This window comes from Streptomyces scopuliridis (assembly GCF_042790125.1).
Taxonomy (GTDB): Bacteria; Actinomycetota; Actinomycetes; order Streptomycetales; family Streptomycetaceae; genus Streptomyces; species Streptomyces scopuliridis_A.
The window spans coordinates 245,904-272,430 of record NZ_JBHTZS010000004.1 but is presented as its reverse complement, the minus strand read 5'-3'; the positions used below and the strand labels follow the sequence as shown (position 1 = coordinate 272,430).

Sequence of the window (26,527 nt, the reverse complement as noted above, 5' to 3'; positions counted from 1 at the left end):
GATGCGTACGGTTCGCGAGTTCTCACGATACGTGGCCGCGGGCCAACATGCCGCCGGGTCGCGGCAACCCGCTGCGTAACGTTCAGTTCTCGTAGGCCGAACTACCCACCACAGCGGCCGGAACTCATCGCTCCGCCCATTCGCTCGCCGACGGACTCAGGCCATCCGCGCGCGGGCCGGGCTCGGGCCGCCGCTCAGCCCTTTGGCTTGAATGTCGCGAACGCCGTCTTGCGCAGCGTCTCGCACTCCTCGTCGCTCCACTCGCTCGCCTCGCAGCTGACCATGATCGAGTAGCCGCGCTTGGCGTCGATCTTGAAGCCCCGGTTGAGGACCCTGATCCGCTCGCCCTTCTGGTCACGCTCGAACTCCCAGTCGGCGACGGTCTGGTAGCCGTTGTAGTCGACCTTCTTGATGCCGCGCAGCTTGTAGTTGTCGCTGCTGCCCCTGACCGCCGACTGGAGCCCCTGCCAGGCGGCCACCGCGTCATCGGTCGGGCTGTCGTTGAAGTCGACCTGGACCCGGGGGAATCCGCCGTCCTCGCTGTAAATGCCACCGGAGTTGGCTCCGGCTATGCCGGTTCTGTGGAACCCCTCGGGCATGGCCATCGAGAAGCGGAACCGGTCGTCGGTGACCTTGGCGTAGCCGTCGGGCAGCGCGTCGCCCTTCTTACCGCCGCCCTCCTTCCCGTCGCCGGAGTCACCGGAGTCACCCGACGGATCGGAACCGGAACCGTCGGACCCGCGCCCGGCCGTGGTGGCGGTGTCCCCCTTGCCGTCCCCCGCCGCGCTCGCGCCCGGAGCCGGGTCCTGCCCCTTGCCGTCGCCCGAGCCGTCCTCACCGGCGGTCGCCCCGGCCGAGGCGGAGGAGTCCTTGCCCTGATTGCTCCCTGACGCGTCGTCGGCGTTCCCGTTCAGCGCGACCATCAGGACCGTGGAGATGAGCGCGAGCGCGGCGACGACCGCGATGATCACCAGCGTGCGCCGGGGCACCACATCCGTGAGCGACGCGCGCGGCGGCGCGGGCCGCTGCGGAACCCCGGGCTCCGGGGCCGGCCGGCTCTCGGACACGCCGACCGCCGCGTTCCGTACGGAGCGCAGCGCACCGCGCACCCGGTCCGCGCCCGCGTCCCCGGCGGAACCCCGCCCCGGCCGCGCGGCCGGGGCCTCGCCGGGCACCGGCGGAAGCGGCACGACACGCGTCGCGTCCGGCCCGGGTTCCGGAGCGCGCCGGGGCTGCTCGGGCGCGTCGACGATGGCCTGGAGGAGCGCCCGCGCGCCCGCGTCGTCGAGCCGCTGCTCGGGGTCCTTGGCGAGCAGCCCGTAGATGACCTCTTCGAGCGGGCCCGCGTTCTTGGGCGGGTCGAGCGGCTCGGTCATCACGGCGGTGAGCGTGGCGATGGCGGAGCCCTTGTCGTACGGAGGGCAGCCCTCCACCGACGCGTACAGCAGTCCGCCGAGCGACCAGAGGTCCGCCGCGGGGCCCGGCTTGTGGCCGCGGGCGCGCTCAGGCGAGATATACGAGGGGGCGCCGACGAGCATGCCGGTGGAGGTGACCGACGGGTCGCCCTCGACCTGGGCGATACCGAAGTCGGTGAGGACGACGCGGCCGTCCTCGGCGATCAGCACATTGGACGGCTTCACATCGCGGTGCAGGATGCCCTCGCGGTGCGCGGAGCGCAGCACGTCGAGGATCGCGAGCCCGACCTCGGCGGCCCGCCTGGGCGTCAGCAGCCCGTCCTCCCGGACGGCTTCGGCGAGCGACTTGCCCTCGACCAGCTCCATCACGATCCAGGGCCGGTCGTCCTCGTCCACGACGTCATAGACCGTCACCGCGCCGTTGTTGCGGATCCGCGCGATCGCCTTGGCCTCGCGCAGCGTGCGGGTGATCAGCCGGCGCTTCTCGTCCTCGTCGATGCTGGAGGGAAAGCGCAGTTCCTTCACCGCGACCGTACGGCCGAGCGTCTCGTCGAGCGCCCGCCAGACCGTGCCCATGCCACCGCGCCCCAGCACCCCGCCGAGCCGGTACCTGCCGGCGAGCAGGCGCCCTTCCGGAGTGCCGTCGGCGCTCTTCCTCGCGTCCTGCTGGGGCTCCTGCGCCGTGTCCCGCGACTGCTCCGACTCCGACATGCGTCCCCTCTGCGATCCCTGATCCTGGCCCGCGACTCCACCGACCCCGCGCGGTGCCGTAACGCGCTCTGGCAGAGGCTTCATTGTCCCTCATTCCGGGACCGTCACCGCTCCCGGGTCCGGCGTCCGCCAGGATGGTGCCGGAGGAAGGGACCCCCACCATGCCACTACCCCGGGCCCGGTTGACCATCCTGTTGGTCATCACCCTGTTCGGTGTGGGCACATGCGTGCCAGGTACCGACGTGACGGATGTGCCGGACGGGGCGGGTGTGACACGCACGGAGGCGGCCCGTCCCGCACCCTCCCTTACGGAGAAACCGCCCGGCTCGTCTCAGCCCTCGCCCACATCCGGGGTCCTCCCCCTGCTGGTCTCCGACGGCGGCGCCCCCGGCGCCGCCCTGGTCTCCCGCACCCCCGCCTCCTCACGGTTCGAATCCGCCGGCTCCGGAATCCGCCGCGCCGACCGCTTCCGGGCCGCCAGCACCACCAAGACGCTGGTGGCGACGATCGTCCTCCAACTCGCCGCCGAGGGGCGGCTGCGCCTCTCCGACACCGTCGAACGCCATCTGCCGGGACTGGTCCGCGGCCAGAGCAACGACGGCCGGCGGCTCACCCTGCGCATGCTGCTGAGCCACACCAGCGGGCTCTACGACTACACCGCCGCCGCCTCGGCGCCCGCCCCCACCACCCCCCGGGCGGCGCTCCGTATCGCGCTCGCGCACGCACCGGCGCCGCTCGGCTCGTATCTGTACTCCAATACGGATTACGTCCTGCTCGGCCTCGTCGTCAAGAAGGTGACGGGCCGTTCGTACGCGGCCGAGGCCAAGGACCGCATCATCGTTCCCCTCGGTCTCACCGGCACCTCCTTCCCCGGCGACCGCGCCACGCTCCCCTCCCCGCACGGCCGCGCCTACACCCGTGATCCGGACTCCGGCGGACCCCTGCGCGAGGCCACCGAACTCGACCCGCGTCCGGCGGGCGCGGCCGGTGAGCTGATCTCCACCCTCGACGATCTCAACCGCTTCTACTCCGCCCTGCTCGGCGGACGGCTGCTCGCCGCGCCCCAGTTGCGCGAGCTGCTGGACACCGCCGCCACCCGCGGCGTCTACGGTCTTGGCATCTACCCGGAGCGGCTCTCGTGCGGCCTCACCGTCTGGGGCCACAACGGCCGGATCACCGGCAGTTATGTCCGTACGGCCACCACCGCCGACGGCCGACGGGCCCTCACCTTCCGCGTCAACACCGACGCGCTCGCGGACGGACCCCTCGAATCGACCGAACGGGCCCTGCTGGAAGCGGAGTTCTGCCGATCCGGAAAGGCCCGCCCCTTGAATTCGCCCTGAGCGGGCCCTTCCGCCGGCGCGACGGCCACGCCGACGGCCGGGGCACGACGATCGAGGCACGACGGCCGGGGCGCGACGGCCGCGGCGCGTCAGATCGGCACGATGTCCGGCGCGCCGAGCCGCGCCGCGTCCGCCGTCTGGTCGTCCGGCTGCCGCTGCGACTCCCGCTCCGCCTCCACCCGCTTCTCGTAGTGCGCGACCTCCCGCTCTATCCGGTCCTTGTCCCAGCCGAGGACCGGCGCCATCAGCTCCGCGCACTCCCGCGCGCTGCGCGTGCCCCGGTCGAACGTCTCGATCGAGATCCGCGTACGCCGGGTGAGTACGTCGTCGAGATGGCGCGCCCCTTCGTGCGAGGCCGCGTAGACGACCTCGGCGCGCAGATAGTCGTCGGCGGCGGCCAGCGGCTCACCGAGCGTCGGGTCCGCCGCGATCAGTTCGAGCAGTTCCTCGACGAGCGTCCCGTACCGGTTCAGCAGATGCTCCACGCGGGCGACATGGATCCCGGTCCGCGCGGCCATCCTCGCCCGCGCGTTCCACAGCGCGTGATAGCCCTCGGCGCCGAGCAGCGGCACGTCCTCGGTGACGCACTCCGCCACCCGCTGGTCGAGACCGTGCACCGCCTCGTCCACCGCGTCCTTGGCCATCACCCGGTACGTCGTGTACTTGCCGCCGGCGACGACCACCAAGCCGGGCACGGGATGCGCGACCGTGTGCTCGCGCGACAGCTTGCTGGTGGCGTCGGACTCCCCGGCGAGCAGCGGGCGCAGCCCCGCGTAGACGCCCTGTACGTCGTCCCTCGTCAGCGGCGTGTGCAGCACCGAGTTCACATGTTCGAGCAGGTAGTCGATATCCGCGCTGGAGGCCGCCGGATGGGCCTTGTCCAGATCCCAGTCGGTATCGGTGGTGCCCACGATCCAGTGCCGGCCCCAGGGGATGACGAACAGCACCGACTTCTCGGTCCGCAGGATCAGCCCCGTCGTCGAATGGATCCGGTCCTTGGGCACGACCAGATGGATGCCCTTGGAGGCCCGGACATGGAACTGCCCGCGCTCGGCGATCAGCGCCTGGGTGTCGTCCGTCCAGACCCCGGTGGCGTTGACGACCTGCTTGGCCCGGATCTCGTACTCTCCGGCCCCTTCCCGCTGTGAGCTGCCCACATCCCGTACCCGCGCGCCCACCACCCGCTCCCCCTCCCGCAGGAAGCCGACAACCCGCGCCCGGCTGGCGACATGCGCGCCATAGGTCGCGGCCGTACGCACCAGCGTCGCCACATAGCGCGCGTCGTCCATCTGCGCGTCGTAGTACTGCAACGCCCCGACCAGCGCGTCCTTCTTGAGGCAGGGCGCGACCCGCAGCGCGTGGCGCCGGGAGAGATGGCGGTGGACCGGCAGCCCGCGTCCATGCCCGGACGAGACGGACATCGCGTCGTACAGCGCGACGCCCGAGCCGGCGTAGAGCCGCTCCCAGCCCTTGTGCCGCAACGGATAGAGGAACGGCACCGGCTTCACCAGATGGGGTGCCAGCTTCTCCAGCAGCAGCCCCCGCTCCTTCAGGGCTTCGCGTACGAGCGCGAAGTCGAGCATCTCCAGATAGCGCAAGCCGCCGTGGATCAGCTTGCTCGACCTGCTGGAGGTACCCGACGCCCAGTCACGCGCCTCGACGAGGCCGGTCGCCAGCCCTCGGGTGACGGCATCGAGGGCGGTCCCCGCTCCGACCACGCCCGCGCCCACCACCAGCACGTCCAGTTCACGCTCGGCCATCGCCGCGAGCGCCTGGCCGCGCTCCGCGGGTCCCAGTGTCGCTGTCCTCACCGCTGCCTCCCGTCGTCCCCCGTGTGGTCGGGCTCACACCATCGATTCTGTCCGCACTCCACGACTTCAGCCACCGCCTGTGGATAACACCGGTCACACAGCTGTCGACGAATGGCGTCATCCCTCGTGCGAAACGGACTTCCCCGGCCACGCAATGCCACATAACGGTCATATTTACGCCTAGTCTGACATTGCGCGTGCCCATTCTGTCCACAGGGTTTGCGCTCTCTGTCCACTCCGGCTAAGGGAAGGGCGGTCATCGCCGTGCCCGCAGATCTCGCCGTCATCGGACTCGGCCATCTCGGCCTGCCCCTCGCCCAGGCCGCCGTGGCCGCCGGTATCGACACCATCGGCTATGACACCGACCCACGCCCCGTCGCGAAACTGGCCGCCGGCCACTCCCCGGTCGACGGCCCGCTCACCGCCTCGGACGTACGCCGGATGCTCTCGGGGGGCTTCCGGCCGACCACCGACCCGGCCGATCTCGGCCGGGTCCGTACCGCCGTCATCTGCGCGCCCACCCCGCTCGGCGCCGACCGCACCCCCGATCTGACCGCGATCGGCGACGCGGCCCGCGCGCTGGCCGCCCGGCTGCGCCCGCACACCACCGTGCTGCTGGAATCACCCGCCGCGCCCGGCACCACCGAGGGCTTCCTCCGCACCGTCCTGGAAGAGGGCTCCGGGCTGCGCGCCGGCCGCGACTTCCATCTCGCGTACTCCCCCGGCCGGCTCGACCCCGGCAACCGCACCCACGGCTTCGCCAACACCCCCAAGGTGATCGGCGGTCTCACCCCCGCCTGCACCGAATCGGCGGCGGCCTTCTACAGCCGCCTCACCGACAAGGTCGTCCGGGCCCGCGGCCCGCGCGAGGCCGAGACCGTCAAGCTCCTCGAAACCAACTTCCGGCACGTCAACATCGCGCTCGTCAACGAGATGGCCGTGCTCTGCCACGACCTCGGCGTCGACCTCTGGGACGTCATCCGCTGCGCCGAGACCAAGCCCTACGGCTTCCAGGCGTTCCGGCCGGGACCCGGCGTCGGCGGCCACGGCGTACCGATGGACCCCAGCTATCTGCCGCACGCGGGCCGCACCCCCGGCCATCCGCTGCGGATGGTCGGCCTCGCCCAGGAGATCAACTCGCGGATGCCGCAGTACGTCATCCAGCGCGGCGCCACCCTGCTCAACGAGCACGGCAAGTCCGCGCGCGGCGCCCGCGTACTGCTCCTCGGCGTCACCTACAAACCCGACCTCGCCGACCAGGAGGCCTCACCGGCCACCGAGATCGCCTGTCGGCTGATGGATCTGGGCGCCACCGTCAGCTACCACGATCCGTACGTCCCGGACTGGCGCGTACGCGAACTCCCCGTGCCGCGCGCCGACTCGCTCTACGAGGCCGCCGCCCACGCGGATCTGACGGTGCTGCTCCAGCACCACCGCACGTACGACCTGCAAGGTCTGGCGGTCAAGGCCCAGTTGCTGCTGGACACCAGGGGCGCGAGCCCGGCGGGCGCCGCGTACCGCCTGTGAATCCGGTACGGGACTGTCCGAGCTGACTGCTACTGTCCAGGGCCATCGAGCGCAGGTCATGCGCACGACACTTTCCCTGGGGGGATTCTCAGCATGAGCCAGTCCGTTCCACCACCCGGCAACCCCTTCGCCGGCGGCGCCGTTCCGCCCGGCCCGTACACCCCGCCTCCGCCGCCCGCGCCCGTGCGCGACAATCTCGCGCTCGGTCTGGTGACGGCCCTGGTCGCCGCTCTCGTCGCCGGCGGGGTCTACGGCGGGATCGCCGGGGCCATCGAGCGCGAGATCGGCTGGGCCGCCATCGGCGTCGGCTTCCTGGTCGGGTTCGCCGCGGGCAAGGTCGGCGGGTCCAACCCCGTACTGCCGATCGCCGGCGCCGTCCTGTCCCTGGGCGCGGTCTACCTGGGCCAGCTCCTCGGCATCGCGATCATCATCGCCAAGGAACTGAACGTGTCCACGACGGATGTCTTCCTCGACAACTTCGGTCTGCTGACCGAGGCGTGGAACGGGGGCAAGGACATCATGACGTTCCTGTTCTTCGCGCTCGCCGCCTTCGCGGCCTTCTCGGGCGCCAAGAAGGCCGCCGAGTAAGGCAGCCGGACCGGACGGGCAGGTCCGCCCCGCCACAGACAGCGGGAGACAGCGAGATGCCCCGGACCGCGCGGTGCGGCCCGGGGCATTTCCGCTTCACACGGACAGACGTTCCTCAGCGGCGGTGCTGCGAGTCCGCCACCGTCACCTCGACGCGCTGGAACTCCTTCAGCTCGCTGTAGCCCGTCGTCGCCATGGCCCGCCTCAGCGCGCCGAAGAAGTTCATCGACCCGTCCGGGATGTGCGAGGGGCCCGTGAGGACCTCCTCCGTCGTCCCGACGATGCCCAGATCCACCAGCTTGCCGCGCGGCACGTCCTCGTGGACCGCCTCCATGCCCCAGTGACGCCCCTTGCCCGGCGCGTCCGTCGCCCGCGCCAGCGGCGAGCCGATCATCACCGAGTCCGCGCCGCACGCGATCGCCTTGGGCAGATCGCCCGACCAGCCGACCCCGCCGTCCGCGATGACATGCACATACCGGCCGCCGGACTCGTCCATGTAGTCCCGGCGGGCCGCCGCCACATCCGCGACGGCCGTCGCCATCGGCACCTGGATGCCCAGCACATTGCGGGTGGTGTGCGCGGCGCCGCCGCCGAAGCCGACGAGCACACCCGCCGCGCCCGTACGCATCAGATGCAGAGCCGCGGTGTACGTGGCGCAGCCGCCGACGATGACCGGCACATCCAGCTCGTAGATGAACTGCTTCAGGTTCAGCGGCTCCGCGGCCCCCGAGACATGCTCGGCGGAGACGGTCGTACCGCGGATGACGAAGATGTCGACGCCCGCGTCCACCACGGCCTTGGAGAACTGCGCGGTGCGCTGCGGCGAGAGCGCGGCCGCCGTGACCACGCCCGAGTCCCGCACCTCCTTGATGCGCAGCCCGATCAGCTCTTCCTTGATCGGCTCGGCGTAGATCTCCTGGAGCCGACGGTTGGCGGTCGCCTCCTCAAGACCGGCGATCTCGTCGAGCAGCGGCTCCGGGTCCTCGTACCGGGTCCACAGACCCTCCAGGTTGAGCACCCCCAGACCGCCCATCTCGCCGATCCGGATCGCGGTCCGCGGGGAGACGACGGAGTCCATGGGAGCGGCCAGGAACGGCAGCTCGAACCGGTAGGCGTCGATCTGCCAGGCGATCGAGACCTCCTTCGGGTCCCGGGTGCGCCGGCTCGGGACGACGGCGATGTCGTCGAAGGCGTACGCCCTGCGGCCGCGCTTGCCGCGCCCGATCTCGATCTCAGTCACGATGTGTGGCCTTTCCCTCTACGTCTGCCCGTCCAGTATCCCCGACGCACCAGTGAGGGGCGGTCCCGGAATCCGGGCCGCCCCTCACGGAATCACTCGCTCAGTTCGCGGTGTAGTTCGGTGCCTCGACCGTCATCTGGATGTCGTGCGGGTGGCTCTCCTTGAGGCCCGCCGACGTGATCCGTACGAAGCGGCCCTTGCGCTCCATCTCCTCGATGGAGGCGGCGCCCACGTACCCCATGGTCTGGCGCAGCCCGCCGACCAGCTGGTGCAGTACGGCGGCGAGCGGACCGCGGAAGGGGACCTGGCCCTCGATGCCCTCGGGCACCAGCTTGTCGTCCGAGGACACCTCGGCCTGGAAGTAGCGGTCCTTGGAGAACGAACGCCCCTGGCCGCGCGACTGCATCGCGCCGAGCGATCCCATGCCCCGGTACGACTTGAACTGCTTGCCGTTGATGAACTGGAGCTCGCCCGGCGACTCCTCGCAGCCCGCGAGCAGACTGCCGAGCATGACCGTGCTGGCTCCGGCGGCGAGCGCCTTGCCGATGTCGCCGGAGTACTGGAGGCCGCCGTCGCCGATCACCGGAATACCGGCCGCGTGACAGGCCACCGACGCCTCGTAGATCGCCGTGACCTGCGGGACCCCGATGCCCGCGACCACGCGGGTGGTACAGATCGAGCCGGGTCCGACGCCGACCTTGACGCCGTCGACACCCGCGTCGATCAGCGCCTGGGCGCCGTCGCGGGTGGCGACGTTGCCGCCGATGATGTCGACCGCGACACTCGACTTGATCTTGGACATCCAGCTGAGCGCGTTGCTGTTGTGGCCGTGCGAGGTGTCCACGACCAGGAAGTCCACGCCCGCCGCGACCAGCGCCTGGGCCCGCTCCAGCGCCTCAGGGCTGGCCCCCACCGCGGCGCCGACCAGCAGCCGGCCCTCCGCGTCCTTGGCCGCGTGCGGGTACTTCTCCGCCTTGACGAAGTCCTTGACGGTGATCAGGCCCTTGAGGATGCCGGCGTCGTCGACCAGCGGCAGCTTCTCGATCTTGTGACGGCGCAGCAGCTCCATGGCGTCCACACCGGAGATGCCGACCTTGCCGGTGACCAGCGGCATCGGGGTCATGACCTCGCGCACCTGGCGCGTACGGTCCGCCTCGAAGGCCATGTCACGGTTGGTGACGATGCCGAGCAGCTTGCCCGCGCGGTCGGTGACCGGGACGCCGCTGATCCGGAACTTGGCGCAGAGCTGGTCGGCCTCGGCGAGCGTCGCGTCGGGGTGCACCGTGATCGGGTCGGTGACCATGCCGGACTCGGAGCGCTTCACCAGATCGACCTGGTTGGCCTGGTCCGCGATGGAGAGATTGCGGTGCAGCACACCGACGCCGCCCTGCCGCGCCATGGCGATCGCCATCCGGGCCTCGGTGACCTTGTCCATCGCCGCGGACAGCAGCGGGATGTTCACCTTGACGTTCCGCGAGACCAGCGAGGCGGTGTCCACCTGGTTCGGCAGCACTTCCGAGGCCCCCGGCAGCAGCAGCACGTCGTCGTATGTCAGCCCGAGCGTCGCGAATTTCTCGGGCACTCCGTCGACGTTTGCAGTCATGACACCTTCCCCAAATGGCCTTGATCGGTGCGGATGTCCATGCTAACGGGCTCCGCGGGCCGCTCATTCCACGATCGAGATCACCGATCGGCTTCGTATGTTCATACGTTCGCATGCCCCCGGACACGGTTCGCGGCGGCCACAGAGGCGGGGAAGCGCCGGTACGACGGTCCGTTCAGCAGCCCGGACGACCGGCCTGATCCCACGGGCAGCCGCCCCGGTGTCACTGCTCGGCCAGGGCCCGCAGCCTGCTGAGCGCGCGGTGCTGGGCGACCCGTACGGCGCCCGGCGACATCCCCAGCATCTGCCCGGTCTCCTCGGCGGTCAGCCCGACCGCGACCCGCAGCACCAGCAGCTCGCGCTGGTTCTCCGGCAGATTGGCGAGCAGTTTCTTGGCCCACTCCGCGTCACTGCTGAGCAGCGCGCGCTCCTCGGGCCCCAGGGAGTCGTCCGGCCGCTCGGGCATCTCGTCGGACGGCACGGCCGTGGATCCCGGGTGCCGCATGGCGGCCCGCTGGAGATCGGCGACCTTGTGCCCGGCGATGGCGAAGACGAACGCCTCGAAGGGCCGGCCGGTGTCGCGGTAGCGCGGCAGCGCCATGAGGACCGCGACACAGACTTCCTGCGCGAGGTCCTCCACGAAGTGCCGCGCGTCACCGGGCAGCCGGTTCAGTCGCGTACGGCAGTAACGCAGCGCGAGCGGATGGACCCGGGCCAGCAGATCGTGCGTGGCCTGTTCGTCGCCGTCGACGGCACGGTGAACGAGCGCACCAATCACCGTGGTCTCGTCATCGCGCATCGGTCCATGGTGCCTTGGCGGCTGCTGATCGGTGGCACCGCGTCCATAGTTGTGCACCGAAGCGTTATGAGCGGGTGCGGCAGAACTCATTTCCTGCGCTCTCCCCTCGCGCTCGTCCGACTCGTCCCCGAGGAACTCCACATCTCAAGGATGCGGCATCGCGCGGGAAACGGGTGTGTACGAGCGTACGTTGCCCCGCCCGCCGGCTCCGCGGAAACAGAACGCGAGGCGGCGGGCGGGGCGCTAAGGCGTGTCAGGCCCTGTCGTGTCGGGCCTTGTCGTGTCAGGCCCTGCCGTGTCAGCGGACGAGGCCCCAGCGGAAGCCGAGCGCCACCGCGTGCGCGCGGTCCGAGGCGCCGAGCTTCTTGAAGAGCCGCCGGGCGTGCGTCTTGACCGTGTCCTCGGAGAGGAACAGCTCACGGCCGATCTCCGCGTTCGACCGGCCGTGACTCATGCCTTCGAGCACCTGGATCTCGCGCGCGGTGAGCGTGGGAGCCGCGCCCATCTCGGCCGAGCGGAGCCGGCGCGGCGCGAGCCGCCAGGTCGGATCGGCGAGCGCCTGCGTGACGGTCGCGCGCAGTTCGGCGCGCGAGGCGTCCTTGTGGAGATAGCCGCGGGCACCGGCGGCGACCGCGAGCGCGACCCCGTCCAGATCCTCGGCGACCGTGAGCATGATGATCCGGGCGCCGGGGTCCGCCGAGAGCAGCCGGCGGACCGTCTCGACACCGCCCAGTCCCGGCATGCGTACATCCATCAGAATCAGGTCGGACCGGTCGGCACCCCAGCGGCGGAGGACTTCCTCCCCGTTGGCCGCGGTCGTCACGCGCTCGACACCGGGCACGGTCGCGACCGCGCGGCGGAGCGCCTCTCGGGCAAGCGGGGAGTCGTCGCAGACGAGGACGGATGTCATGACCGTCCTCCGCAGCTGATGCGCGTCACCTTGAGCCTCCAGGCTGGGTACATATCGTCACCTGTGCGATTGACGCTCTCGGACATGCGCCCGAGCGCTCGTTCTCTCAACCGCCTCGCACCTTCAACGACGGTCACTCGAAAGAGTTACGGGTCGGACAGCCCTCTTCGGCACTCCCTGTGAGGGGTCGCACACGGAGGAGAGCGTCAGGGGTTGACCGGTACCCAATCGGAGGTATGCCCCATTTAGCGGCTTTTCTTCACTTTTACTGGTGTCTGTGGCTAGATTCGCAATGAGTCATATTTACATCTACTTACATAGTAGATGTACGGTCGTGAGCACCGGTGCGAGTACGCGCTGGGCTCGTACCCGGCGTCCAAGCGGCCCGTATCCGCCTCAGCACGGTTTCAAGGGGACATGAGCAATGGCAGATTTCTCCCGCCTTCCCGGACCGAACGCAGACCTGTGGGACTGGCAGCTCCTCGCGGCATGTCGGGGCGTCGACAGTTCGCTCTTCTTCCACCCCGAAGGAGAAAGAGGCGCGGCACGAAGCGCGCGTGAGAACTCGGCGAAAGAGGTGTGCATGAGATGCCCCGTCCGCGCGGAGTGCGCGGCGCACGCCCTGGCGGTGCGGGAGCCGTACGGCGTGTGGGGCGGACTGACCGAGGACGAACGCGAGGAGCTGATGGGGCGGGCGCGGACCCGGCTCATCACGGCGTCGACCTCGGGTCACGGCGGCGGCCACAGCCACAGTCATGGCCACGGGGGCCACGAAACCGGCTGAGTGTCCGCCACCGCAAAGAGAAGAAACGTTCCTCCAAGGCAGCACCACACCGCACAACCCGCGCCCCGCCCCCCACGCGCCCGGCCCACGTGCCGCGTCAGCGCGTACCGGCCAGAACCAGCTGGTCCAGCGTCGCCGCCACGGCCGGCACCTGCGCCAGATCGGGCAGGGTGAGCGCGACGATCTCCCGGTGAACGGACGGCTCGACCGTGAGCGTACGGACGCCTTCTGTGCGTACGGACTCCATCGCCAGCTCCGGCAGCACCGCCACCCCCAGCCCCGCGGCGACCAGGCCGATCACGGCCGGGTAGTCATCCGTCGCGAAGTCGATCCGGGGCGTGAATCCCGCCGCCTCACAGGCGTCGACCAGTTGTGTACGGCAGCGCGGACAGCCCGCGATCCACGACTCGGCGGCCAGCTCCGCGATCGCGACCGTACCGGCGTCCGCGAGCCGGTGGCCCTCGGGGACCAGACCGACGAGCCGGTCCACGAGCAGCGGGCGCACGACGAGGTCGTCCCACTCCGCGCCGTGTCCGCCGTACCGGAACGCCAGCGCCACATCGCACTCGCCGTCCCTCAGCATCACCGCCGAACTCGGCGGCTCGGCCTCGACCAGCGAGACCCGCGTGCCCGGATGGGCCGCGCGCAGGGCGGCCAGCGCGGTCGGCACCAGCGTGGAACTGCCGCTGGGGAACGACACCAGCCTGACCCGGCCGGCCCGCAGCCCCGCGATGGCCGCGATCTCCTCCTCCGCCGCGGTGAGTCCGGCGAGGATCCCCGTCGCGTGCCTCACGAGCGCCTCGCCGGCCTGGGTCAGCCGCATCTCGCGGCCGGTACGGACGATCAGTGGCGTGCCCGCGGACGATTCGAGCGCCTTCATCTGCTGGCTGACGGCCGGCTGCGTACAGCCCAGTTCGCGTGCCGCGGCGGAGAAGGAGCCCGTGGCGGCCACGGTGCGCAGAACACGGAGATGACGGGCTTCGATCACCACTCGACTATAAGCGAGTCTTTGGGGTATTGCTGAATAACAGGTGGATCATTTGAGAGGGGGGCGGATAGCGTGGCAGGTATGAAGCTTCTGACCGTAAATGTGGGGCGGCCGACGGCCGTGGAGTACACGGACGCCCCGGGTGGGGTCACGGGGATCGACAAGCGCCCGGCCGACGGTCCCGTACGGGTGGCGGATCCCGGGCCCAAGGGCGAGGGCGCGAGCGGGGTCGCCGGTGACACGGTCTGCGATCTGCGCCATCACGGCGGCAGCGACCAGGCGGTGTACGCGTTCGCGCGGGAGGATCTGGACTTCTGGGAGCGGGAGCTCGGACGGCCGCTGGCCAACGGCGCCTTCGGGGAGAACCTCACCACGTCCGGCCTGGACATCACCGGCGCCAGGATCGGCGAGCGCTGGCGGATAGGCCCCGATGTGGTGCTGGAGGCGACGAGCGGGCGGATCCCGTGCCGTACGTTCCAGGGCTGGCTCGGCGAGAAGGGCTGGGTGCGGCGGTTCACCGGGCAGGCCGTGACCGGGGTGTATCTGCGGGTCATCACCCCCGGCGAGATCCGCGCGGGCGATCCGATCGAGATCGTCCACCGGCCGGACCATGACGTGACGGTGGCCCTTGCCTTCCGCGCCGTCACCACCGAGCGCGAGCTGCTGCCGCGGATCCTCGCCGCCGGTGACGCCCTGCATGCCGAGAAGCTGCGCACGGCACGGGAGTACGTCGAGAGGAGCGCCGCGAAGAACGCCGCGAAGTAGCCCTTTCCCGGGCGTCGCCGGGTCCCCCCGCACAGGCACTAACGTGCCTGCGTATGACGACTGCTTTGATTACCGGCGCGACGGCGGGGATCGGCGCCGCCTTCGCTCGGCGGCTGGCCGCGGACGGGCACAATCTCGTCCTGGTGGCCCGCGACACCGAGCGTTTGCGGGTCCAGGCCACCGAACTGCACGACCGGCACGGCATCGAGGCCGAGGTGCTGACCGCCGACCTCTCCACCGATGACGGGATCGCCTCGGTGGAGAAACGGCTCTCGGACCGGAAGCAGCCGGTCGATCTGCTGGTCAACAACGCGGGGTTCGGCAACAAGGGACGGTTCCTCGACGTCTCGATGGCCGACGAGCTGACGATGCTGAAGGTGCACTGCGAGGCGGTGCTGCGGCTGACCTCGGCGGCGGTTCCCGGGATGAGGGCGCGCGGCCGGGGCGGGGTCGTCAATGTGGCGTCGGTGGCGGCGTTCGTACCGCGCGGGACGTACGGCGCCTCGAAGGCCTGGGTCGTGCAGTTCACCCAGGGCGTGGCGCGGGATCTTGCCGGGACGGGTGTACGGCTGATGGCGCTGTGCCCCGGTTTCGTGCGGACCGAGTTCCATGAGCGGGCCGGGATGGGCACGGACAACATCCCGGGCTGGATGTGGCTGGACGCGGACAAGCTGGTGGCCGCCGCGCTGCTGGACCTGGCGCGCGGGAAGACCGTGTCCGTACCGGATCCGCGTTACAAGGCGCTGATGGGAGCGGTGAAGCTGGCTCCGCGCGGGCTGCTCGGCGGGATCACGTCGAAGACGGGCCGCAAGTACGGCCCGCAGTAGGCCCGTTGCGGCCGACCCCGTCGAGAGCGCGCGCGACGCACCGAGGCCCGGCACCCCCGCGGAGGGGTACCGGGCCTCGGTGCGTTCGTCCTGCCGGACGCCTACAGGTCAGTGGCTGTGGCCGTGGCCGCCGTGACCCGCCTCGGCCTCTTCCTCGGCCGGCTTCTCGACGACCAGGGTCTCGGTCGTGAGCAGCAGCGAGGCGATGGACGCGGCGTTCTCCAGGGCGGAGCGCGTGACCTTGACCGGGTCGATGACGCCGGCCTTCACCAGGTCGACGTACTCGCCGGTCGCGGCGTTGAAGCCGCTGCCCTTGTCCAGCTCCGCCACCTTGGACGTGATGACGTAGCCCTCGAGGCCGGCGTTCTCGGCGATCCAGCGCAGCGGCTCGACGACGGCGCGGCGGACGACCGCGACACCGGTGGCCTCGTCGCCGTCCTTGCCGAGGTTGCCGTCGAGCACCTTGGCGGCGTGCACCAGAGCGGAGCCACCACCGGAGACGATGCCCTCCTCGACCGCGGCGCGGGTCGCGGAGATGGCGTCCTCCAGACGGTGCTTCTTCTCCTTCAGCTCCACCTCGGTGGCGGCGCCGACCTTGATCACGCACACGCCGCCGGCCAGCTTCGCGAGGCGCTCCTGGAGCTTCTCGCGGTCCCAGTCGGAGTCCGTGGACTCGATCTCGGCCTTGATCTGGTTGACCCGGCCGGCGACGTCGGTGGAGTTGCCGCCACCGTCGACGATGGTCGTGTCGTCCTTGGAGATGGTGACGCGGCGGGCCGAACCCAGCACGTCCAGACCGGCCTGGTCGAGCTTGAGGCCGACCTCCTCGGCGATGACGGTCGCACCGGTGAGGGTGGCGATGTCGCCGAGCATGGCCTTGCGGCGGTCACCGAAGCCGGGGGCCTTCACCGCGACGGCGTTGAACGTGCCGCGGATCTTGTTGACGACGAGGGTGGAGAGCGCCTCGCCCTCGACATCCTCGGCGATGATCAGCAGCGGCTTGGAGCCACCCGCCTGGATGACCTTCTCCAGCAGCGGCAGCAGGTCCTGGATGCCGGCGATCTTGCCCTGGTGGATCAGGATGTACGGGTCGTCGAGGACGGCCTCCATACGCTCCTGGTCGGTCACCATGTACGGGGACAGGTAGCCCTTGTCGAAGGCCATGCCCTCGGTGAAGTCCAGCTCCAGACCGAAGGTGTTGGACTCCTCGACGGTGATGACACCGTCCTTGCCGACCTTGTCCATCGCCTCGGCGATCAGCTCGCCGACCTGCTCGTCCTGGGCGGAGAGCGCGGCGACGGCGGCGATGTCGGACTTGTCGTCGATCGGACGGGCGGTCGCGAGCAGCTCGTCGGACACGGCCTTGACCGCGGCGTCGATGCCCTTCTTCAGGGCGGCCGGGGAAGCGCCCGCGGCGACATTGCGCAGACCCTCGCGGACCAGCGCCTGGGCCAGCACGGTGGCGGTGGTGGTGCCGTCACCCGCGATGTCGTTGGTCTTGGTCGCCACCTCCTTCACCAGCTGGGCGCCGAGGTTCTCGTACGGGTCCTCGATCTCGACCTCGCGGGCGATCGTGACACCGTCGTTGGTGATGGTCGGGGCGCCGAACTTCTTGTCGATGACGACATTGCGGCCCTTGGGGCCGATCGTCACCTTCACCGTGTCGGCAAGCTTGTTGACGCCGCGCTCAAGGGCGCGACGGGCGTCCTCGTCGAACTTCAGGATCTTCGCCATGGGAGCTTCTCTGTCCTCTCAAAGAACTGCGCCCCTGTCCGCCCGGCAATCGCAGGGGGGCCAGGGGCGCAGTCCAAAAGCAATTAGGTGAATTACTTCTCGATGATCGCGAGCACGTCGCGAGCCGAGAGGACGAGGTACTCCTCGCCGCTGTACTTCACTTCGGTGCCGCCGTACTTGCTGTACAGAACGACGTCGCCGACGGAGACGTCGAGCGGAAGCCGCTCGCCGTTCTCGAAGCGGCCCGGGCCCACAGCCAGGACGACGCCCTCCTGGGGCTTCTCCTTGGCGGTGTCCGGGATAACCAGGCCAGAGGCCGTGGTCTGCTCGGCGTCGAGCGGCTGGACCACAATGCGGTCCTCGAGCGGCTTGATGGCAACCTTGGTGCTGGCGGTCGTCACGATCCGACCTCCCCCTTCGGAGATCTCACGGGGTTAACTGTCTGAGGGTGGCGACCAAGTGGACCCGTCGTCGCGGGTGCCGGATCCGTCGGTCGCGCTTGGCACTCTCCAGTGGGGAGTGCCAGACCCGAGACTATGACTGCGATTAGCACTCGGTCAAGCGGAGTGCCAATGAGCGTGGTCGTGGCGCATCTGTTCCCGCTATGGAAACGCGGCTCCGGGGGCCGGGGTTCCGTACGAGCCGGCGCCCGCACCCTCGTGGCCGTACGACCCCGGCAGGACCGAGGGGCAGTGCCGGAGCGGTGGCGACGGCGGCGCGGGCGCGGAGAACGGCGGAGGCGACCGCACGGGCGACGGGGACAGCGTCGGCGGCGCGGGCGACATCTCGTGCAGCCCGCAGACGGGGCGTACGGGAGCGCCGGGCGCGGACGGGTCCACGGACGGGGACGCCGCCCCAGGGCTCGTGGCCCCCGGTCCGGGCCCCGGCAGCGGCATCGGCACCGGCACCCGGGGCGAGACCGAGGAGTGCGGGCCCACCCGCTGCGCCGCCTTGCGGCCGAGCCGTTCGATCGGGTCCATCGGATCCATCGCGTCGGCCGACTGCGCACAGCCGGCCGCGAGGAGCGCACCGGCTGCCAGCACCCCGGCCAGCAGCCGGTGCGCGGGTCTCATACGTAGTCCTCCAAGCGGCCCACGGCGTACCCCTTGTCCGTGACGACCTTCATCACATGGCGGATCATGTCGGGCATGGTGCCCTTCCACTCGTCCCGCCCGCGGAAGTGGGTCAGGATGATGTCGCCGGGGTGCATGTCCCGGTCCCACTCACGCCACTCCATGTGGTCGGGATACGCCTCGGAAGCCCAGATCGGGGCGGCCTTGATCCCGCACTCCTTCGCGGCGCGCAGCGTGTCGGCGTTGTAGTTGCCGTACGGCGGCCGGAAGAGCGTGGGCCGCTTCCCGTAGTTCTTCTCCAGCAGGTCCTGCTGACCGCAGATCTCCCGCTTCTGCTGCTCGTACGAAAGACCCGGCATATACGGGTGGTTGAGGGTGTGGTTCTGGATCGCGACCCCGCGGTCCTGCATCTGCTTGAAGTAGCCGTAGTTGTTGTTGATCACGTAATCGCTGAGGAAAGCGGTGTACGGGATCTTCAGCTCGCTCATCATCCGCAGCAGCTCGGGGTCCTTCTCCGAGCCGTCGTCCATCGTCAGGAAGACGACCTTCTTGCCGTCGACCGGGACGGTGGTGAACAGCGGCGGCAGATCGTCGCCGCCCTCGACCTCGAAGCCCTCGCGGGTGCTGATCACCGGCTTGACGGCGGGCGGCCGGGGCGCGGGCAGGGGGGTGCTCGCGAGGCCCCACTTCTTGGCGGCGACGGCGCGCGCGGCCTGGGTGCGGCGTACGTTCTCGGGCGAGTAGAGCGCGTCCAGTCCGGCGGCCTTCTGCTCGTGCGGCGCCCCGGCGCCGGCCTGGCCCGGCTTCCCGGCGGCGGACGCGCCGGGCGCGGAATTCGCCGGTTCGCCCGAGCCCGCGGCGCATCCTGAGCCGAGGGCGGCGACCAGGAGAGCGACCAGCACCGTACGGCCGCGCCATCGCCCGATTCCCGGTGCATGGTATGCGGCTTGTGTGATCATTTCTTCTTTTTGTCGTACTAGCTGCATGGTGTCGCATCCTGTCAGCGCGCGGAGCCTCCGAGCGCCCGACACCGCCGCCCCGACGCGTACCGTCCCCCGGCTGGCCCACAATGGGGCGGGTGACCGACCGCGCCTCCTCCCCCGCCGCCTCGCCCCCTCCCGTACCGGCTCCCGCCACGCCGCTCCTCGCGCCCCTCCTCTCCGCCGAGGGGCAGGCGCTGCTCGCCGAACTGCGTGACCACGACCCGGCCCAGGAGCTCGCCCTCGCCACCCGGCTGCGCCGTGACCATCCGGCCGAGCTGGTGTCGGCGGCGCTGGCGCAGGCGCGGCTGCGGCAGCGCGGCGTGGCGAAGTTCGGCGCGGAGGACGCGTACCGCATGTACTTCACGCCCCATGGCATCGAACAGGCCACGCGCGGCAGCGTCGCCGCCCACCGGGCCGCGCGCTTCCGCGCCCTCGCACCGGACTCGCGGGTCACGGACCTCTGCTGCGGCATCGGCGGCGACGCGATCGAGCTGGCGCGCGCGGGCCTCGCCGTGACGGCGGTCGATCTCGACCCGCTGACCTGCGAGATCGCCCTCACCAATGTGCGCGCCCTGGCGCCGGACGGCCCGCCCATGACGGTGACCCGGGCGGATGTCCTGGAGTACGACACCACCGGGGCCGACGCCCTCTTCATCGACCCCGCGCGGCGCGGCGGCCGGGGCAGGATCTTCGATCCCGAGGCGTACTCGCCACCGCTGTCCTGGGCGGTCGACGCGGTACGGCGGGCCGGCGCGGGCGCGGTCAAGATCGCGCCCGGCATTCCGCACGAGCTGATCCCCGACGACTTCGAGGCCGAGTGGATCTCGGACGGCGGCGACGTGAAGGAAGCGGTGCTCTGGCACCGGCGCGAGGGCGGGCGCGGGGACGGACGCGAGGCCGGACGCGGGGACCGGCTCGGGGACGGCGGGCCGGAGATCATCGTCCCCGGTAGGCGCCGCGCCACCCTCCTGCCCTCCGGCGCCACCCTCACCGGCCGGGGCCTGCCCGATCCGCCGGTCCGTCCGGTCGGCCGTTTCCTGTACGAGCCGGACGGCGCCGTCATCCGCGCGCATCTGGTCGCCGAGGTCGCCGAGGACCTGGACGGCGGACTGCTCGACGAGACGATCGCGTACATCACGGCCGACGAACCGCGCGCGACGCCGTTCGCCACGGTCTACGAGATCACCGACCAACTCCCCTTCGGGCTCAAGAAACTGAAGGCCCTGCTGCGCGAGCGCGAGGTCGGCGTGCTGACCGTGAAGAAGCGCGGCTCGGCGGTGGAACCGGAGGAGTTGCGCCGCCGGCTCAAACTCAAGGGCCCCCACGCGTCCACGGTCTTCCTCACCAGGGTCGCGGGCGCCCCGACGATGCTCATCGGCCACCCGGCGGAATAGCCCCCGTACGGCGGGAGTTGGCAGCGGCATGACCAGCGAGCAGACCAGCGAGCAGAGCAGCGAACCGGGCACTGACCAGAGCAGCGGGCCCGCCCCGAGGATCCTGACCGACGCGGCGCTCTCCGACTTCCTCGGGGAGCGGCAGTTCGGAACCCTCGCCACCGTCAAGCGCGATGGGCACCCGCATCTGACGACCATGGTGTACGGCTGGGATCCCGGGGAGCGGATCGTACGGTTCTCCACCACCGCCGACCGGCTCAAGGTGCGCCAGATCCGGAACAACCCCCGGGTGGCACTGCATGTCTCCAGCGACGACCACTGGACCTTCGCGGTCGCGGAGGGCGAGGCGGAACTCTCCGGGCCCTCGGCGGTGGCAGGTGACGCGGTCGGGCGCGAACTGCTCACGCTGCTGCCCGCCGCCGCCCGCCCCCAGGACCCCACGGACGAGGCGGAGTTCCTGGCGCGACAGGTGACCGAGCGCCGGCTGGTGATCCGGCTCAGGGTCGGGAAGCTGTACGGGACCGCCCTGGACATCGCCTGACCGCTGCGGGCGGCCGGGAGGGCAGGTCGCGCAGGTCGTCAGTCCAGGTCCGTGAGTTCGTCCGCGTAGATCTGTGACAGCGGCTGCGGGCCGATGTACTGCTGGCAGTTGCACTGCCGGCGCTCGTACCGCAGGGGCTTCTTGTTCTCGTCCCACTCCATCGGCGCCTCCACGTCCTCATGGCACTTGCCCTGCCGGTCGTGCTTCGCCAGATGGTGCGAACAGCCGCAGACCGGCTCCGGGGGCTTGTTGGCCTGTTCGAGGGCGAGCCGTTCGTGCTCCTGGAGCTTGAAGCGCTCAATTCTTCGTTCGTGCCGGGTCCGGAGCGCGGTGCGGCCGGTGTCGGCGATCCAGCCGAAGCCGCCCACGATGAAGAAGACGAAAATCCACCAAATCCATTCCATCCGCCGCCCCTTAACCCTGAATGGCGCATGCGTTCCCTCTTCAGGATAGGACGGACACGGTAAGACCCGCCTCAGCGATGTGCGCCCCCGCCCCTGCGGACCGGCACGGTCCGCATCAACCGCCCTGACCAGCACTGATGCCGGACCGATGGGACGAGCCCGAGCAGACCGGTGACCAGGAGCGTGATGCCGAGCCCCAGCGCGTACGCCGTCTCACCCAGCGTGACCGATTCCCTGCCGGTCACGCCCCCGCTCCCGGCCTCGGCGAGGGCCCGGCCGGTCACCCACACCCCCACCAGGCACAGCAGTACCGAGGGCAGCAGCCACATCACGGACCGCCGGTGCACCTCCAGCCGTGTGTCCGTCACGGGCTCCGGGGCGAACCGCGCCCAGGCGTCCAGCCGCTCCCGTATGACACGCCCCCGGCTCAGCCAGAAACCGACCGCGACCCCCGCCGGGATCAGCAGGACCGCCGCGAGGCCCAGCGCCACCAATCCGGTCATCACACCGAGGCCACCACCCTCGAAGCTCTGTATCGCCGTCCCCACGGCCGCCCAGCCGACCACGGCGAGCGCCCCCGTCAGCCAGAGCACCACCAGCCGTCCGAAGGAGAGACCGCGCCTGCTCAGCTCCACCATGGTCTGAGCCCGCTCGGCGAGCCGCACCGCATGGTCGGGCCACGGGCCCTGCTCCTGGGACGGCGGGGGCGGCGGCAGCGGAGCACGGCTGATCATTCGCCAGAGGTTAGCGGTGCGGAAGTGCGTCGACGGAGCGGGGTCGGACGTCACCGGTAGCGCCGCCCGCGCTCGTCATTCGCGGGTGTCCGACACCCAGTTCGGGTCGTCGTTGTCCGAGCGGCGCCCCACCACACCCTCGGCCGGCCCGCTCCCCACCGGCAGCCCGAACCGCTCCCCCTGCGTCTTACGGCTTACGGCTCCGCGATCTCCCGGAGCTCGACGGTGATGTCGTATTCATCGCCGTGGATCTCCACAAAGCGCCGGGTCCACTCGATGGCCTGCTCCTTGTCCTTGGCCTGCACGATCGCGTACCCACCGATGACCTCCTTGGCCTCGGTGAACGGCCCGTCGGTGACACTGAGCCTCCCGCCGCTCTGCCGGAAGCGCACACCCTGCGCGGACGGCGTCAGCCCGGCGGTGTCGAGCAGCACACCGGCCTTGGTCATCTCCTCGATCAACTCGCCCATGCGCCGCATCAGCTCAGGGCTGGGTCCGCCGGCGGGCGCGTTCTTCTCACTGCTGCTGACGGTCGACAGATAGCGCGGCATGGGTGACTCCTCGGTGTGTACGGCGCGGGGTGTGTACGGCGGGCTGCTCCCGCCCTCTCACCCCTACGTCGAACGGGAACCCCCCGGATCGACACACGCCGGCCGGCTATTCCGTCGCGACCGACTCGAAGCGCCAGCGGTGGGGTGGGCGGGCGAGGAGGTCCGGGGGTGGGGGTGGGAGTTCGGGGAGATCGGCGTCGTAGGGCGCGTCCCACCAGGTGATGACCAGGACACGGTCCCGGGGCGCGCGCAGGAGTTCGCGGCGGAGGGGCGCGTACGGCGGTTCCGGCGCGCGGGCCGGCGTCCGCGTCCGCGCCCACTCCAGCAGTTCCGCGCCCCGGCCCGGCGCCGCTTTCGCCTCCCACATCAGCGCGACCGTCATGAGTACAGGTTGTCCTTCGCCACTTCGTGCACATGGTCGTGATCGTGCGGGGCAGGTGGCTGCCCCGGCACATGCGGCTCCGTCACCGGCAGCGACGAGTCCGCCGACAGCTCCCAGTCCGACGCCGGCCGGTTGCGCGCCACCATCTCCGCGCCCAGAGCGGCCACCATCGCGCCGTTGTCCGTGCACAGCCCCGGGCGCGGCACGCGCAGCCGGATGCCCGCCCGCTCGCAGCGTTCCTGGGCGAGCGCGCGCAGCCGGGAGTTGGCCGCGACGCCGCCGCCGATCATCAGATGGTCCACGCCCTCGTCCTTGCAGGCGCGTACGGCCTTCCGCGTCAGTACGTCGACCACCGCCTCCTGGAACGACGCCGCCACATCCCGTACGGGCACCTCCTCGCCCGCGTTCCGCTTCGCCTCGATCCAGCGGGCCACCGAGGTCTTCAGGCCCGAGAAGGAGAAGTCGTACGGCGCGTCGCGCGGCCCGGTCAGTCCGCGCGGGAACGCGATCGCGGACGGGTCGCCCTCCCTCGCCAGCCGGTCGATCACCGGGCCGCCGGGGAAGCCCAGCTGGAGCACCCGCGCGATCTTGTCGAACGCCTCGCCCGCCGCGTCGTCGATCGTCGCGCCCATCGGCCGCACATCCGCGGTGATGTCCGGCGCGAGCAGCAGCGACGAATGGCCGCCGCTGACCAGCAGCGCCATGGTCGGCTCGGGCAGCCGGCCGTGTTCCAGCTGGTCGACGCAGATGTGCGAGGCCAGGTGGTTCACGCCGTACAGCGGCTTGCCCAGGGCGTACGCGTACGACTTCGCCGCCGAGACCCCCACCAGGAGGGCCCCCGCGAGGCCGGGGCCCGCGGTCACGGCGATGCCGTCCAGATCGCGCGCGGAGACCCCCGCCTCCTTCAGCGCGCGCTGGATCGTCGGCACCATCGCCTCCAGATGCGCGCGCGAGGCAACCTCCGGGACCACACCGCCGAAGCGCGCGTGCTCGTCGACGCTCGACGCGATGGCGTCGGCGAGCAGGGTCGTCCCCCGGACGATGCCGACGCCGGTCTCGTCGCAGGAGGTCTCGATACCGAGGACGAGGGGTTCGTCAGCCATGGTTCTCAGTTCCTTGATGGGTCTTCACGTGGTGGCGCATGACGAGCGCGTCGACATTGCCCGGCTGGTAGTAGCCGCGCCGGAAACCGATCCGCTCGAAGCCGAACCGCTCGTACAGCCGCTGCGCGCGGAGGTTGTCGACCCGCACTTCGAGCAGCACCTCCTCGCACTCGAAGGCGGTGGCGTGCTGGAGGAGATCGGTGAGCAGCCGGGCTCCGAGGCCGGTGCCCCACTGGTCGCGGGCGGCGGCGATGGTCTGTACGTCGCCGAGTCCCCCGGCGGCGGCGAGTCCCGCGTAGCCGACGATCCGGGCGCCGCCGGTGCCGCTCCGTCCGCTCCCTCCTTGCCCGCCCCTCCCGGACTCCGTCGTCTCGGCCACCACATAGCGGCGGGTGGCCCGGGGGCCGCGCGCGTGGGCCAGTTCCGACCAGAACATGCCCGGGGACCAGGCGTCCTCGGGGAAGAGGTCATGTTCGAGCGCGAGCACCGGCTCGATGTCCCACCAGCGCATCTCGCGCAGGGCGACGGCGGGCGCCGCCGCTCCGGCGGCCCCGGCATCTCCCGCCGCTGCCGCCGCTCCCGCCGCCTCGGCCGCGTTCACGTCAGCGGCGTCCGTCGCGTCCGTCACTTCGGCGTGACCACCTTGTAGTTCTTGGGCACCTGCGCGTCGGGCCGGCGCAGATAGAGCGGCAGCGCCGGCAGGAACTCCCCGCCGGCGGCCAGCCTCTCCGCCGCCAGCGAGGCGAGCGCCGCGGCCGACTGGTGCTCGGGGCCGCGGGCGTCCGGGAAGGTGTCGGGGTAGAGCAGCGCCCCGGCGCCGACGGCGGGCAGCCCCGCGACCGCCTCCGCGATATCGGCGGGCCGGTCGACCGCGGGTTCGGTCAGCCGGGTACGGGCGTCCGCGTACCGCGCCCAGTAGATCTCCTTGCGCCGCGCGTCCGTCGCGACGACGAAGGGGCCCTCGGCCCCGGAGGCGTACGCGAGCCCGTCCAGCGTGCACACCCCCCGCACCGGCACGCCGAGCGCGGAACCGAGGGTCAGCGCCGTGACCAGGCCGACGCGCAGCCCCGTGTACGGGCCGGGACCGACACCGACGATCACATCCGTGACGGCGTCGAGTTTCAGTCCGGCCCCGGCGAGGATCCGGTCGACGGCGGGCAGCAGCAGTTCCCCATGGCGGCGCGCGTCGACCTGACTCTCCTCGGCCAGGACGGAGCTGCCGTCGTGGAGAGCGACGGTGACGGCGGGCGTGGCGGTATCAACGGCGAGCAGAAGCACGCAAACAGCCTACGGCTCCCGGCCCCAAGGCACGGCGCCCCGTCCCGTCAGCCGCCTGCTGCTAACGTCACCACGGAGTCATACGTACGAGAGGTGGATCAAGGTGTCCAGGAGCAGCTCGGGAATCGTGGCCGGGCTCACCGCGGCTGCCATCGCCGTGGTCGGTTTCCTCGCCTACCAGGCGTCGGCGCATGTGCCCGACACCCTCGCCAAGCCCAAGACACCCCGCACCGCCCCCTCCGGCTCCGCCGGGTCCCCCGCGCAGAAGCCCAAGGACCCCAAGGCCCTGCCCGCCGAGTCGGGCGAGGGCGAACGGGTCGTCTACGCGCTGGCCGACCGGCGGGTGTGGCTGGTGGAGAAGAGCGGGCGGGTGATGCGGACGTTCCCGGTCATGCCGAGCACCGTCAGCCCCGAAGCCGGTTCGTACCAGGTGACCTCGCGGTCCGGATCGGTCACGGGCTCGGACGGGGTACGGATCGAGCATGTCGTGCGGTTCGCGCTCGTCGGCGATGTCGCGATCGGCTTCAGCGCCGCGGTGGACGGCACGCTGTCGAGCCCCGACCCGACGCTGAAGACGGGCGGGGTCAGGATGAAGGTGGCGGACGGAAACGCGATGTGGACGTTCGCGACGGTCGGTTCCAAGGTCGTGGTCGTCCCGTAGGTCCGGACCCGTACGTCAGGGCCCGTGGGTCAGGGCCGTACGCGAGGTTTACGCGGCGTCGCGCTCACGCGTGGCGTCGCGTCTCTGTTCCCGCTCGCGCCGCGACTCCAGTTCCCCGGCCTCGGCATCCTTGGCGTCCTTAACGTCCTTGCCCGCCGCCGCTTCGGCGGCCGACACGGCCGACGGCTCGCACGGCGGCGTGGACACGGCCGCCGCCGACGCGCAGGAGGCCAGCAGATCCTTCATGGGAACGGACGACGGCGAGAGCGTGCGCGTCAGATGCGAAGCGGAGCGCGGACGCGGCTCATGTGCTGGCGCCGGCATGGATGCCTCCTGGTGTTCGGGGGCAGGCGTAGTTAGGTAGACCTAACCACCTCT

28 protein-coding genes are annotated in these 26,527 nt (G+C 70.9%); 9 read left to right on the top strand and 19 right to left on the bottom strand.

What is annotated here, in order from left to right; translation table 11 throughout:
* Nucleotides 1–194 precede the first annotated feature (194 nt).
* Nucleotides 195–2,126 (bottom strand): protein kinase domain-containing protein, encoded by a 1,932-nt coding sequence (locus ACFRKB_RS08070; RefSeq protein ID WP_383104226.1) that lies wholly within the window; start codon nt 2,124–2,126, stop codon nt 195–197.
* Between the two features lie 161 nt (nt 2,127–2,287).
* Here ACFRKB_RS08070 and ACFRKB_RS08065 point away from each other — a divergent pair, with 161 nt between their 5' ends.
* Nucleotides 2,288–3,469 (top strand): serine hydrolase domain-containing protein, encoded by a 1,182-nt coding sequence (locus ACFRKB_RS08065; protein ID WP_383104225.1) that lies wholly within the window; start codon nt 2,288–2,290, stop codon nt 3,467–3,469.
* An 89-nt stretch (nt 3,470–3,558) separates the two neighbouring features.
* On the opposite strand, the gene ACFRKB_RS08060 is transcribed toward ACFRKB_RS08065, so the two are convergent.
* Complete coding sequence (locus ACFRKB_RS08060) at nt 3,559–5,280, bottom strand: glycerol-3-phosphate dehydrogenase/oxidase (RefSeq protein WP_383104223.1); 1,722 nt, start codon at nt 5,278–5,280, stop codon at nt 3,559–3,561.
* Nucleotides 5,281–5,544: 264 nt separating this feature from the next.
* Here ACFRKB_RS08060 and ACFRKB_RS08055 point away from each other — a divergent pair, with 264 nt between their 5' ends.
* Together ACFRKB_RS08055 and ACFRKB_RS08050 are read left to right on the top strand one after the other, a co-directional pair.
* On the top strand, nt 5,545–6,807 hold the full coding sequence (locus ACFRKB_RS08055; RefSeq protein WP_383104222.1) for a nucleotide sugar dehydrogenase: 1,263 nt from the start codon (nt 5,545–5,547) through the stop codon (nt 6,805–6,807).
* 93 nt (nt 6,808–6,900) lie between these two features.
* The gene (locus ACFRKB_RS08050; protein WP_383104221.1) at nt 6,901–7,395 is read left to right on the top strand and encodes a hypothetical protein; all 495 of its coding nucleotides are present in this window, start codon (nt 6,901–6,903) and stop codon (nt 7,393–7,395) included.
* A 115-nt stretch (nt 7,396–7,510) separates the two neighbouring features.
* Here the strand turns inward: ACFRKB_RS08050 and ACFRKB_RS08045 are convergent, their stop codons facing one another.
* The 4 genes from ACFRKB_RS08045 to ACFRKB_RS08030 all read right to left on the bottom strand — a co-directional run bounded on the left by ACFRKB_RS08045 (nt 7,511) and on the right by ACFRKB_RS08030 (nt 11,947).
* A complete protein-coding gene (locus ACFRKB_RS08045) occupies nt 7,511–8,635 on the bottom strand; it encodes a GuaB3 family IMP dehydrogenase-related protein (protein WP_365972344.1) in 1,125 nt (374 codons plus the stop codon).
* A 100-nt stretch (nt 8,636–8,735) separates the two neighbouring features.
* Nucleotides 8,736–10,238: an IMP dehydrogenase gene (gene guaB, locus ACFRKB_RS08040; protein ID WP_383104219.1), complete on the bottom strand. Its 1,503-nt coding sequence runs from the start codon at nt 10,236–10,238 to the stop codon at nt 8,736–8,738.
* A 223-nt stretch (nt 10,239–10,461) separates the two neighbouring features.
* Entirely contained in the window at nt 10,462–11,037 is a 576-nt protein-coding gene (locus ACFRKB_RS08035) for a sigma-70 family RNA polymerase sigma factor (protein ID WP_030351487.1), read from the bottom strand.
* A 298-nt stretch (nt 11,038–11,335) separates the two neighbouring features.
* Nucleotides 11,336–11,947, bottom strand: coding sequence for a response regulator transcription factor (locus ACFRKB_RS08030; protein ID WP_003948568.1), 612 nt, complete (start codon nt 11,945–11,947; stop codon nt 11,336–11,338).
* A 424-nt stretch (nt 11,948–12,371) separates the two neighbouring features.
* Here ACFRKB_RS08030 and ACFRKB_RS08025 point away from each other — a divergent pair, with 424 nt between their 5' ends.
* Nucleotides 12,372–12,731 (top strand): WhiB family transcriptional regulator, encoded by a 360-nt coding sequence (locus ACFRKB_RS08025; RefSeq protein ID WP_383104217.1) that lies wholly within the window; start codon nt 12,372–12,374, stop codon nt 12,729–12,731.
* A gap of 97 nt (nt 12,732–12,828) precedes the next feature.
* On the opposite strand, the gene ACFRKB_RS08020 is transcribed toward ACFRKB_RS08025, so the two are convergent.
* Nucleotides 12,829–13,719 (bottom strand): LysR family transcriptional regulator, encoded by an 891-nt coding sequence (locus ACFRKB_RS08020; RefSeq protein WP_365972347.1) that lies wholly within the window; start codon nt 13,717–13,719, stop codon nt 12,829–12,831.
* A gap of 81 nt (nt 13,720–13,800) precedes the next feature.
* Here ACFRKB_RS08020 and ACFRKB_RS08015 point away from each other — a divergent pair, with 81 nt between their 5' ends.
* On the top strand, nt 13,801–14,484 hold the full coding sequence (locus ACFRKB_RS08015; protein ID WP_383104215.1) for an MOSC domain-containing protein: 684 nt from the start codon (nt 13,801–13,803) through the stop codon (nt 14,482–14,484).
* A 53-nt stretch (nt 14,485–14,537) separates the two neighbouring features.
* Nucleotides 14,538–15,311 carry an SDR family NAD(P)-dependent oxidoreductase gene (locus tag ACFRKB_RS08010; protein WP_383104213.1) on the top strand — a complete coding sequence of 258 codons (774 nt, stop codon included), beginning with the start codon at nt 14,538–14,540 and terminating at the stop codon, nt 15,309–15,311.
* A 108-nt stretch (nt 15,312–15,419) separates the two neighbouring features.
* Here ACFRKB_RS08010 and groL read toward each other — a convergent pair whose 3' ends face one another.
* The 4 genes from groL to ACFRKB_RS07990 all read right to left on the bottom strand — a co-directional run bounded on the left by groL (nt 15,420) and on the right by ACFRKB_RS07990 (nt 19,104).
* Nucleotides 15,420–17,045, bottom strand: a complete 1,626-nt coding sequence (gene groL / locus ACFRKB_RS08005; protein ID WP_383104211.1) for a chaperonin GroEL — start codon at nt 17,043–17,045, stop codon at nt 15,420–15,422.
* Nucleotides 17,046–17,137: 92 nt separating this feature from the next.
* Nucleotides 17,138–17,446 (bottom strand): co-chaperone GroES, encoded by a 309-nt coding sequence (gene groES / locus ACFRKB_RS08000; protein WP_023539274.1) that lies wholly within the window; start codon nt 17,444–17,446, stop codon nt 17,138–17,140.
* Nucleotides 17,447–17,647: 201 nt separating this feature from the next.
* Nucleotides 17,648–18,118, bottom strand: a complete 471-nt coding sequence (locus ACFRKB_RS07995) for a hypothetical protein (RefSeq protein WP_383104209.1) — start codon at nt 18,116–18,118, stop codon at nt 17,648–17,650.
* Nucleotides 18,115–19,104, bottom strand: coding sequence for a polysaccharide deacetylase family protein (locus ACFRKB_RS07990; RefSeq protein WP_383104207.1), 990 nt, complete (start codon nt 19,102–19,104; stop codon nt 18,115–18,117). Before ACFRKB_RS07990 ends, ACFRKB_RS07995 begins: the two co-directional genes overlap by 4 nt.
* Before the next feature lie 83 nt (nt 19,105–19,187).
* On the opposite strand from ACFRKB_RS07990, the gene ACFRKB_RS07985 reads away from it, so the two are divergent.
* Together ACFRKB_RS07985 and ACFRKB_RS07980 are read left to right on the top strand one after the other, a co-directional pair.
* Nucleotides 19,188–20,495 (top strand): class I SAM-dependent methyltransferase, encoded by a 1,308-nt coding sequence (locus tag ACFRKB_RS07985; RefSeq protein ID WP_383104205.1) that lies wholly within the window; start codon nt 19,188–19,190, stop codon nt 20,493–20,495.
* Nucleotides 20,496–20,523: 28 nt separating this feature from the next.
* Entirely contained in the window at nt 20,524–21,036 is a 513-nt protein-coding gene (locus ACFRKB_RS07980) for a pyridoxamine 5'-phosphate oxidase family protein (protein WP_383104203.1), read from the top strand.
* Between the two features lie 38 nt (nt 21,037–21,074).
* On the opposite strand, the gene ACFRKB_RS07975 is transcribed toward ACFRKB_RS07980, so the two are convergent.
* From ACFRKB_RS07975 to tsaB, 7 genes are all read right to left on the bottom strand, one after another.
* Complete coding sequence (locus ACFRKB_RS07975) at nt 21,075–21,440, bottom strand: hypothetical protein (protein ID WP_383104201.1); 366 nt, start codon at nt 21,438–21,440, stop codon at nt 21,075–21,077.
* 71 nt (nt 21,441–21,511) lie between these two features.
* Complete coding sequence (locus ACFRKB_RS07970) at nt 21,512–22,174, bottom strand: hypothetical protein (protein ID WP_383104199.1); 663 nt, start codon at nt 22,172–22,174, stop codon at nt 21,512–21,514.
* 194 nt (nt 22,175–22,368) lie between these two features.
* Complete coding sequence (locus ACFRKB_RS07965) at nt 22,369–22,725, bottom strand: YciI family protein (RefSeq protein WP_383032003.1); 357 nt, start codon at nt 22,723–22,725, stop codon at nt 22,369–22,371.
* Between the two features lie 106 nt (nt 22,726–22,831).
* The gene (locus tag ACFRKB_RS07960) at nt 22,832–23,107 is read right to left on the bottom strand and encodes a hypothetical protein (protein ID WP_383104197.1); all 276 of its coding nucleotides are present in this window, start codon (nt 23,105–23,107) and stop codon (nt 22,832–22,834) included.
* On the bottom strand, nt 23,104–24,210 hold the full coding sequence (tsaD, locus tag ACFRKB_RS07955) for a tRNA (adenosine(37)-N6)-threonylcarbamoyltransferase complex transferase subunit TsaD (protein ID WP_383104195.1): 1,107 nt from the start codon (nt 24,208–24,210) through the stop codon (nt 23,104–23,106). The genes ACFRKB_RS07960 and tsaD overlap by 4 nt, the downstream gene beginning before the upstream one ends.
* On the bottom strand, nt 24,203–24,721 hold the full coding sequence (locus ACFRKB_RS07950; protein WP_383104492.1) for a GNAT family N-acetyltransferase: 519 nt from the start codon (nt 24,719–24,721) through the stop codon (nt 24,203–24,205). Before ACFRKB_RS07950 ends, tsaD begins: the two co-directional genes overlap by 8 nt.
* 113 nt (nt 24,722–24,834) lie before the next feature.
* A complete protein-coding gene (gene tsaB, locus ACFRKB_RS07945) occupies nt 24,835–25,488 on the bottom strand; it encodes a tRNA (adenosine(37)-N6)-threonylcarbamoyltransferase complex dimerization subunit type 1 TsaB (RefSeq protein WP_383104193.1) in 654 nt (217 codons plus the stop codon).
* Nucleotides 25,489–25,591: 103 nt separating this feature from the next.
* Between tsaB and ACFRKB_RS07940 the strand changes: the two genes are divergently transcribed.
* Nucleotides 25,592–26,149 (top strand): L,D-transpeptidase, encoded by a 558-nt coding sequence (locus ACFRKB_RS07940; protein WP_383104191.1) that lies wholly within the window; start codon nt 25,592–25,594, stop codon nt 26,147–26,149.
* Between the two features lie 48 nt (nt 26,150–26,197).
* Here ACFRKB_RS07940 and ACFRKB_RS07935 read toward each other — a convergent pair whose 3' ends face one another.
* The gene (locus ACFRKB_RS07935; protein WP_383104189.1) at nt 26,198–26,473 is read right to left on the bottom strand and encodes a hypothetical protein; all 276 of its coding nucleotides are present in this window, start codon (nt 26,471–26,473) and stop codon (nt 26,198–26,200) included.
* Nucleotides 26,474–26,527: the final 54 nt, after the last annotated feature.

Bases quoted from the DNA above. Each gene is read 5' to 3' on its own strand.
- tsaD (WP_383104195.1), bottom strand. From the start codon at position 24,210: ATGGCTGACGAACCCCTCGTCCTCGGTATCGAGACCTCCTGCGACGAG.
- guaB (WP_383104219.1), bottom strand. From the start codon at position 10,238: ATGACTGCAAACGTCGACGGAGTGCCCGAGAAATTCGCGACGCTCGGG.
- ACFRKB_RS08025 (WP_383104217.1), top strand. From the start codon at position 12,372: ATGGCAGATTTCTCCCGCCTTCCCGGACCGAACGCAGACCTGTGGGAC.
- ACFRKB_RS07960 (WP_383104197.1), bottom strand. From the start codon at position 23,107: ATGACGGTCGCGCTGATGTGGGAGGCGAAAGCGGCGCCGGGCCGGGGC.
- ACFRKB_RS07985 (WP_383104205.1), top strand. From the start codon at position 19,188: ATGGGGCGGGTGACCGACCGCGCCTCCTCCCCCGCCGCCTCGCCCCCT.
- ACFRKB_RS08070 (WP_383104226.1), bottom strand. From the start codon at position 2,126: ATGTCGGAGTCGGAGCAGTCGCGGGACACGGCGCAGGAGCCCCAGCAG.
- ACFRKB_RS07975 (WP_383104201.1), bottom strand. From the start codon at position 21,440: ATGGAATGGATTTGGTGGATTTTCGTCTTCTTCATCGTGGGCGGCTTC.
- groL (WP_383104211.1), bottom strand. From the start codon at position 17,045: ATGGCGAAGATCCTGAAGTTCGACGAGGACGCCCGTCGCGCCCTTGAG.
- ACFRKB_RS08030 (WP_003948568.1), bottom strand. From the start codon at position 11,947: ATGACATCCGTCCTCGTCTGCGACGACTCCCCGCTTGCCCGAGAGGCG.
- ACFRKB_RS08015 (WP_383104215.1), top strand. From the start codon at position 13,801: ATGAAGCTTCTGACCGTAAATGTGGGGCGGCCGACGGCCGTGGAGTAC.
- ACFRKB_RS08065 (WP_383104225.1), top strand. From the start codon at position 2,288: ATGCCACTACCCCGGGCCCGGTTGACCATCCTGTTGGTCATCACCCTG.
- ACFRKB_RS07995 (WP_383104209.1), bottom strand. From the start codon at position 18,118: ATGAGACCCGCGCACCGGCTGCTGGCCGGGGTGCTGGCAGCCGGTGCG.
- ACFRKB_RS07935 (WP_383104189.1), bottom strand. From the start codon at position 26,473: ATGCCGGCGCCAGCACATGAGCCGCGTCCGCGCTCCGCTTCGCATCTG.
- ACFRKB_RS07970 (WP_383104199.1), bottom strand. From the start codon at position 22,174: ATGATCAGCCGTGCTCCGCTGCCGCCGCCCCCGCCGTCCCAGGAGCAG.
- ACFRKB_RS07980 (WP_383104203.1), top strand. From the start codon at position 20,524: ATGACCAGCGAGCAGACCAGCGAGCAGAGCAGCGAACCGGGCACTGAC.
- ACFRKB_RS08035 (WP_030351487.1), bottom strand. From the start codon at position 11,037: ATGCGCGATGACGAGACCACGGTGATTGGTGCGCTCGTTCACCGTGCC.
- ACFRKB_RS07965 (WP_383032003.1), bottom strand. From the start codon at position 22,725: ATGCCGCGCTATCTGTCGACCGTCAGCAGCAGTGAGAAGAACGCGCCC.
- ACFRKB_RS08050 (WP_383104221.1), top strand. From the start codon at position 6,901: ATGAGCCAGTCCGTTCCACCACCCGGCAACCCCTTCGCCGGCGGCGCC.
- ACFRKB_RS08010 (WP_383104213.1), top strand. From the start codon at position 14,538: ATGACGACTGCTTTGATTACCGGCGCGACGGCGGGGATCGGCGCCGCC.
- ACFRKB_RS07990 (WP_383104207.1), bottom strand. From the start codon at position 19,104: ATGCAGCTAGTACGACAAAAAGAAGAAATGATCACACAAGCCGCATAC.
- ACFRKB_RS07950 (WP_383104492.1), bottom strand. From the start codon at position 24,721: ATGCGCTGGTGGGACATCGAGCCGGTGCTCGCGCTCGAACATGACCTC.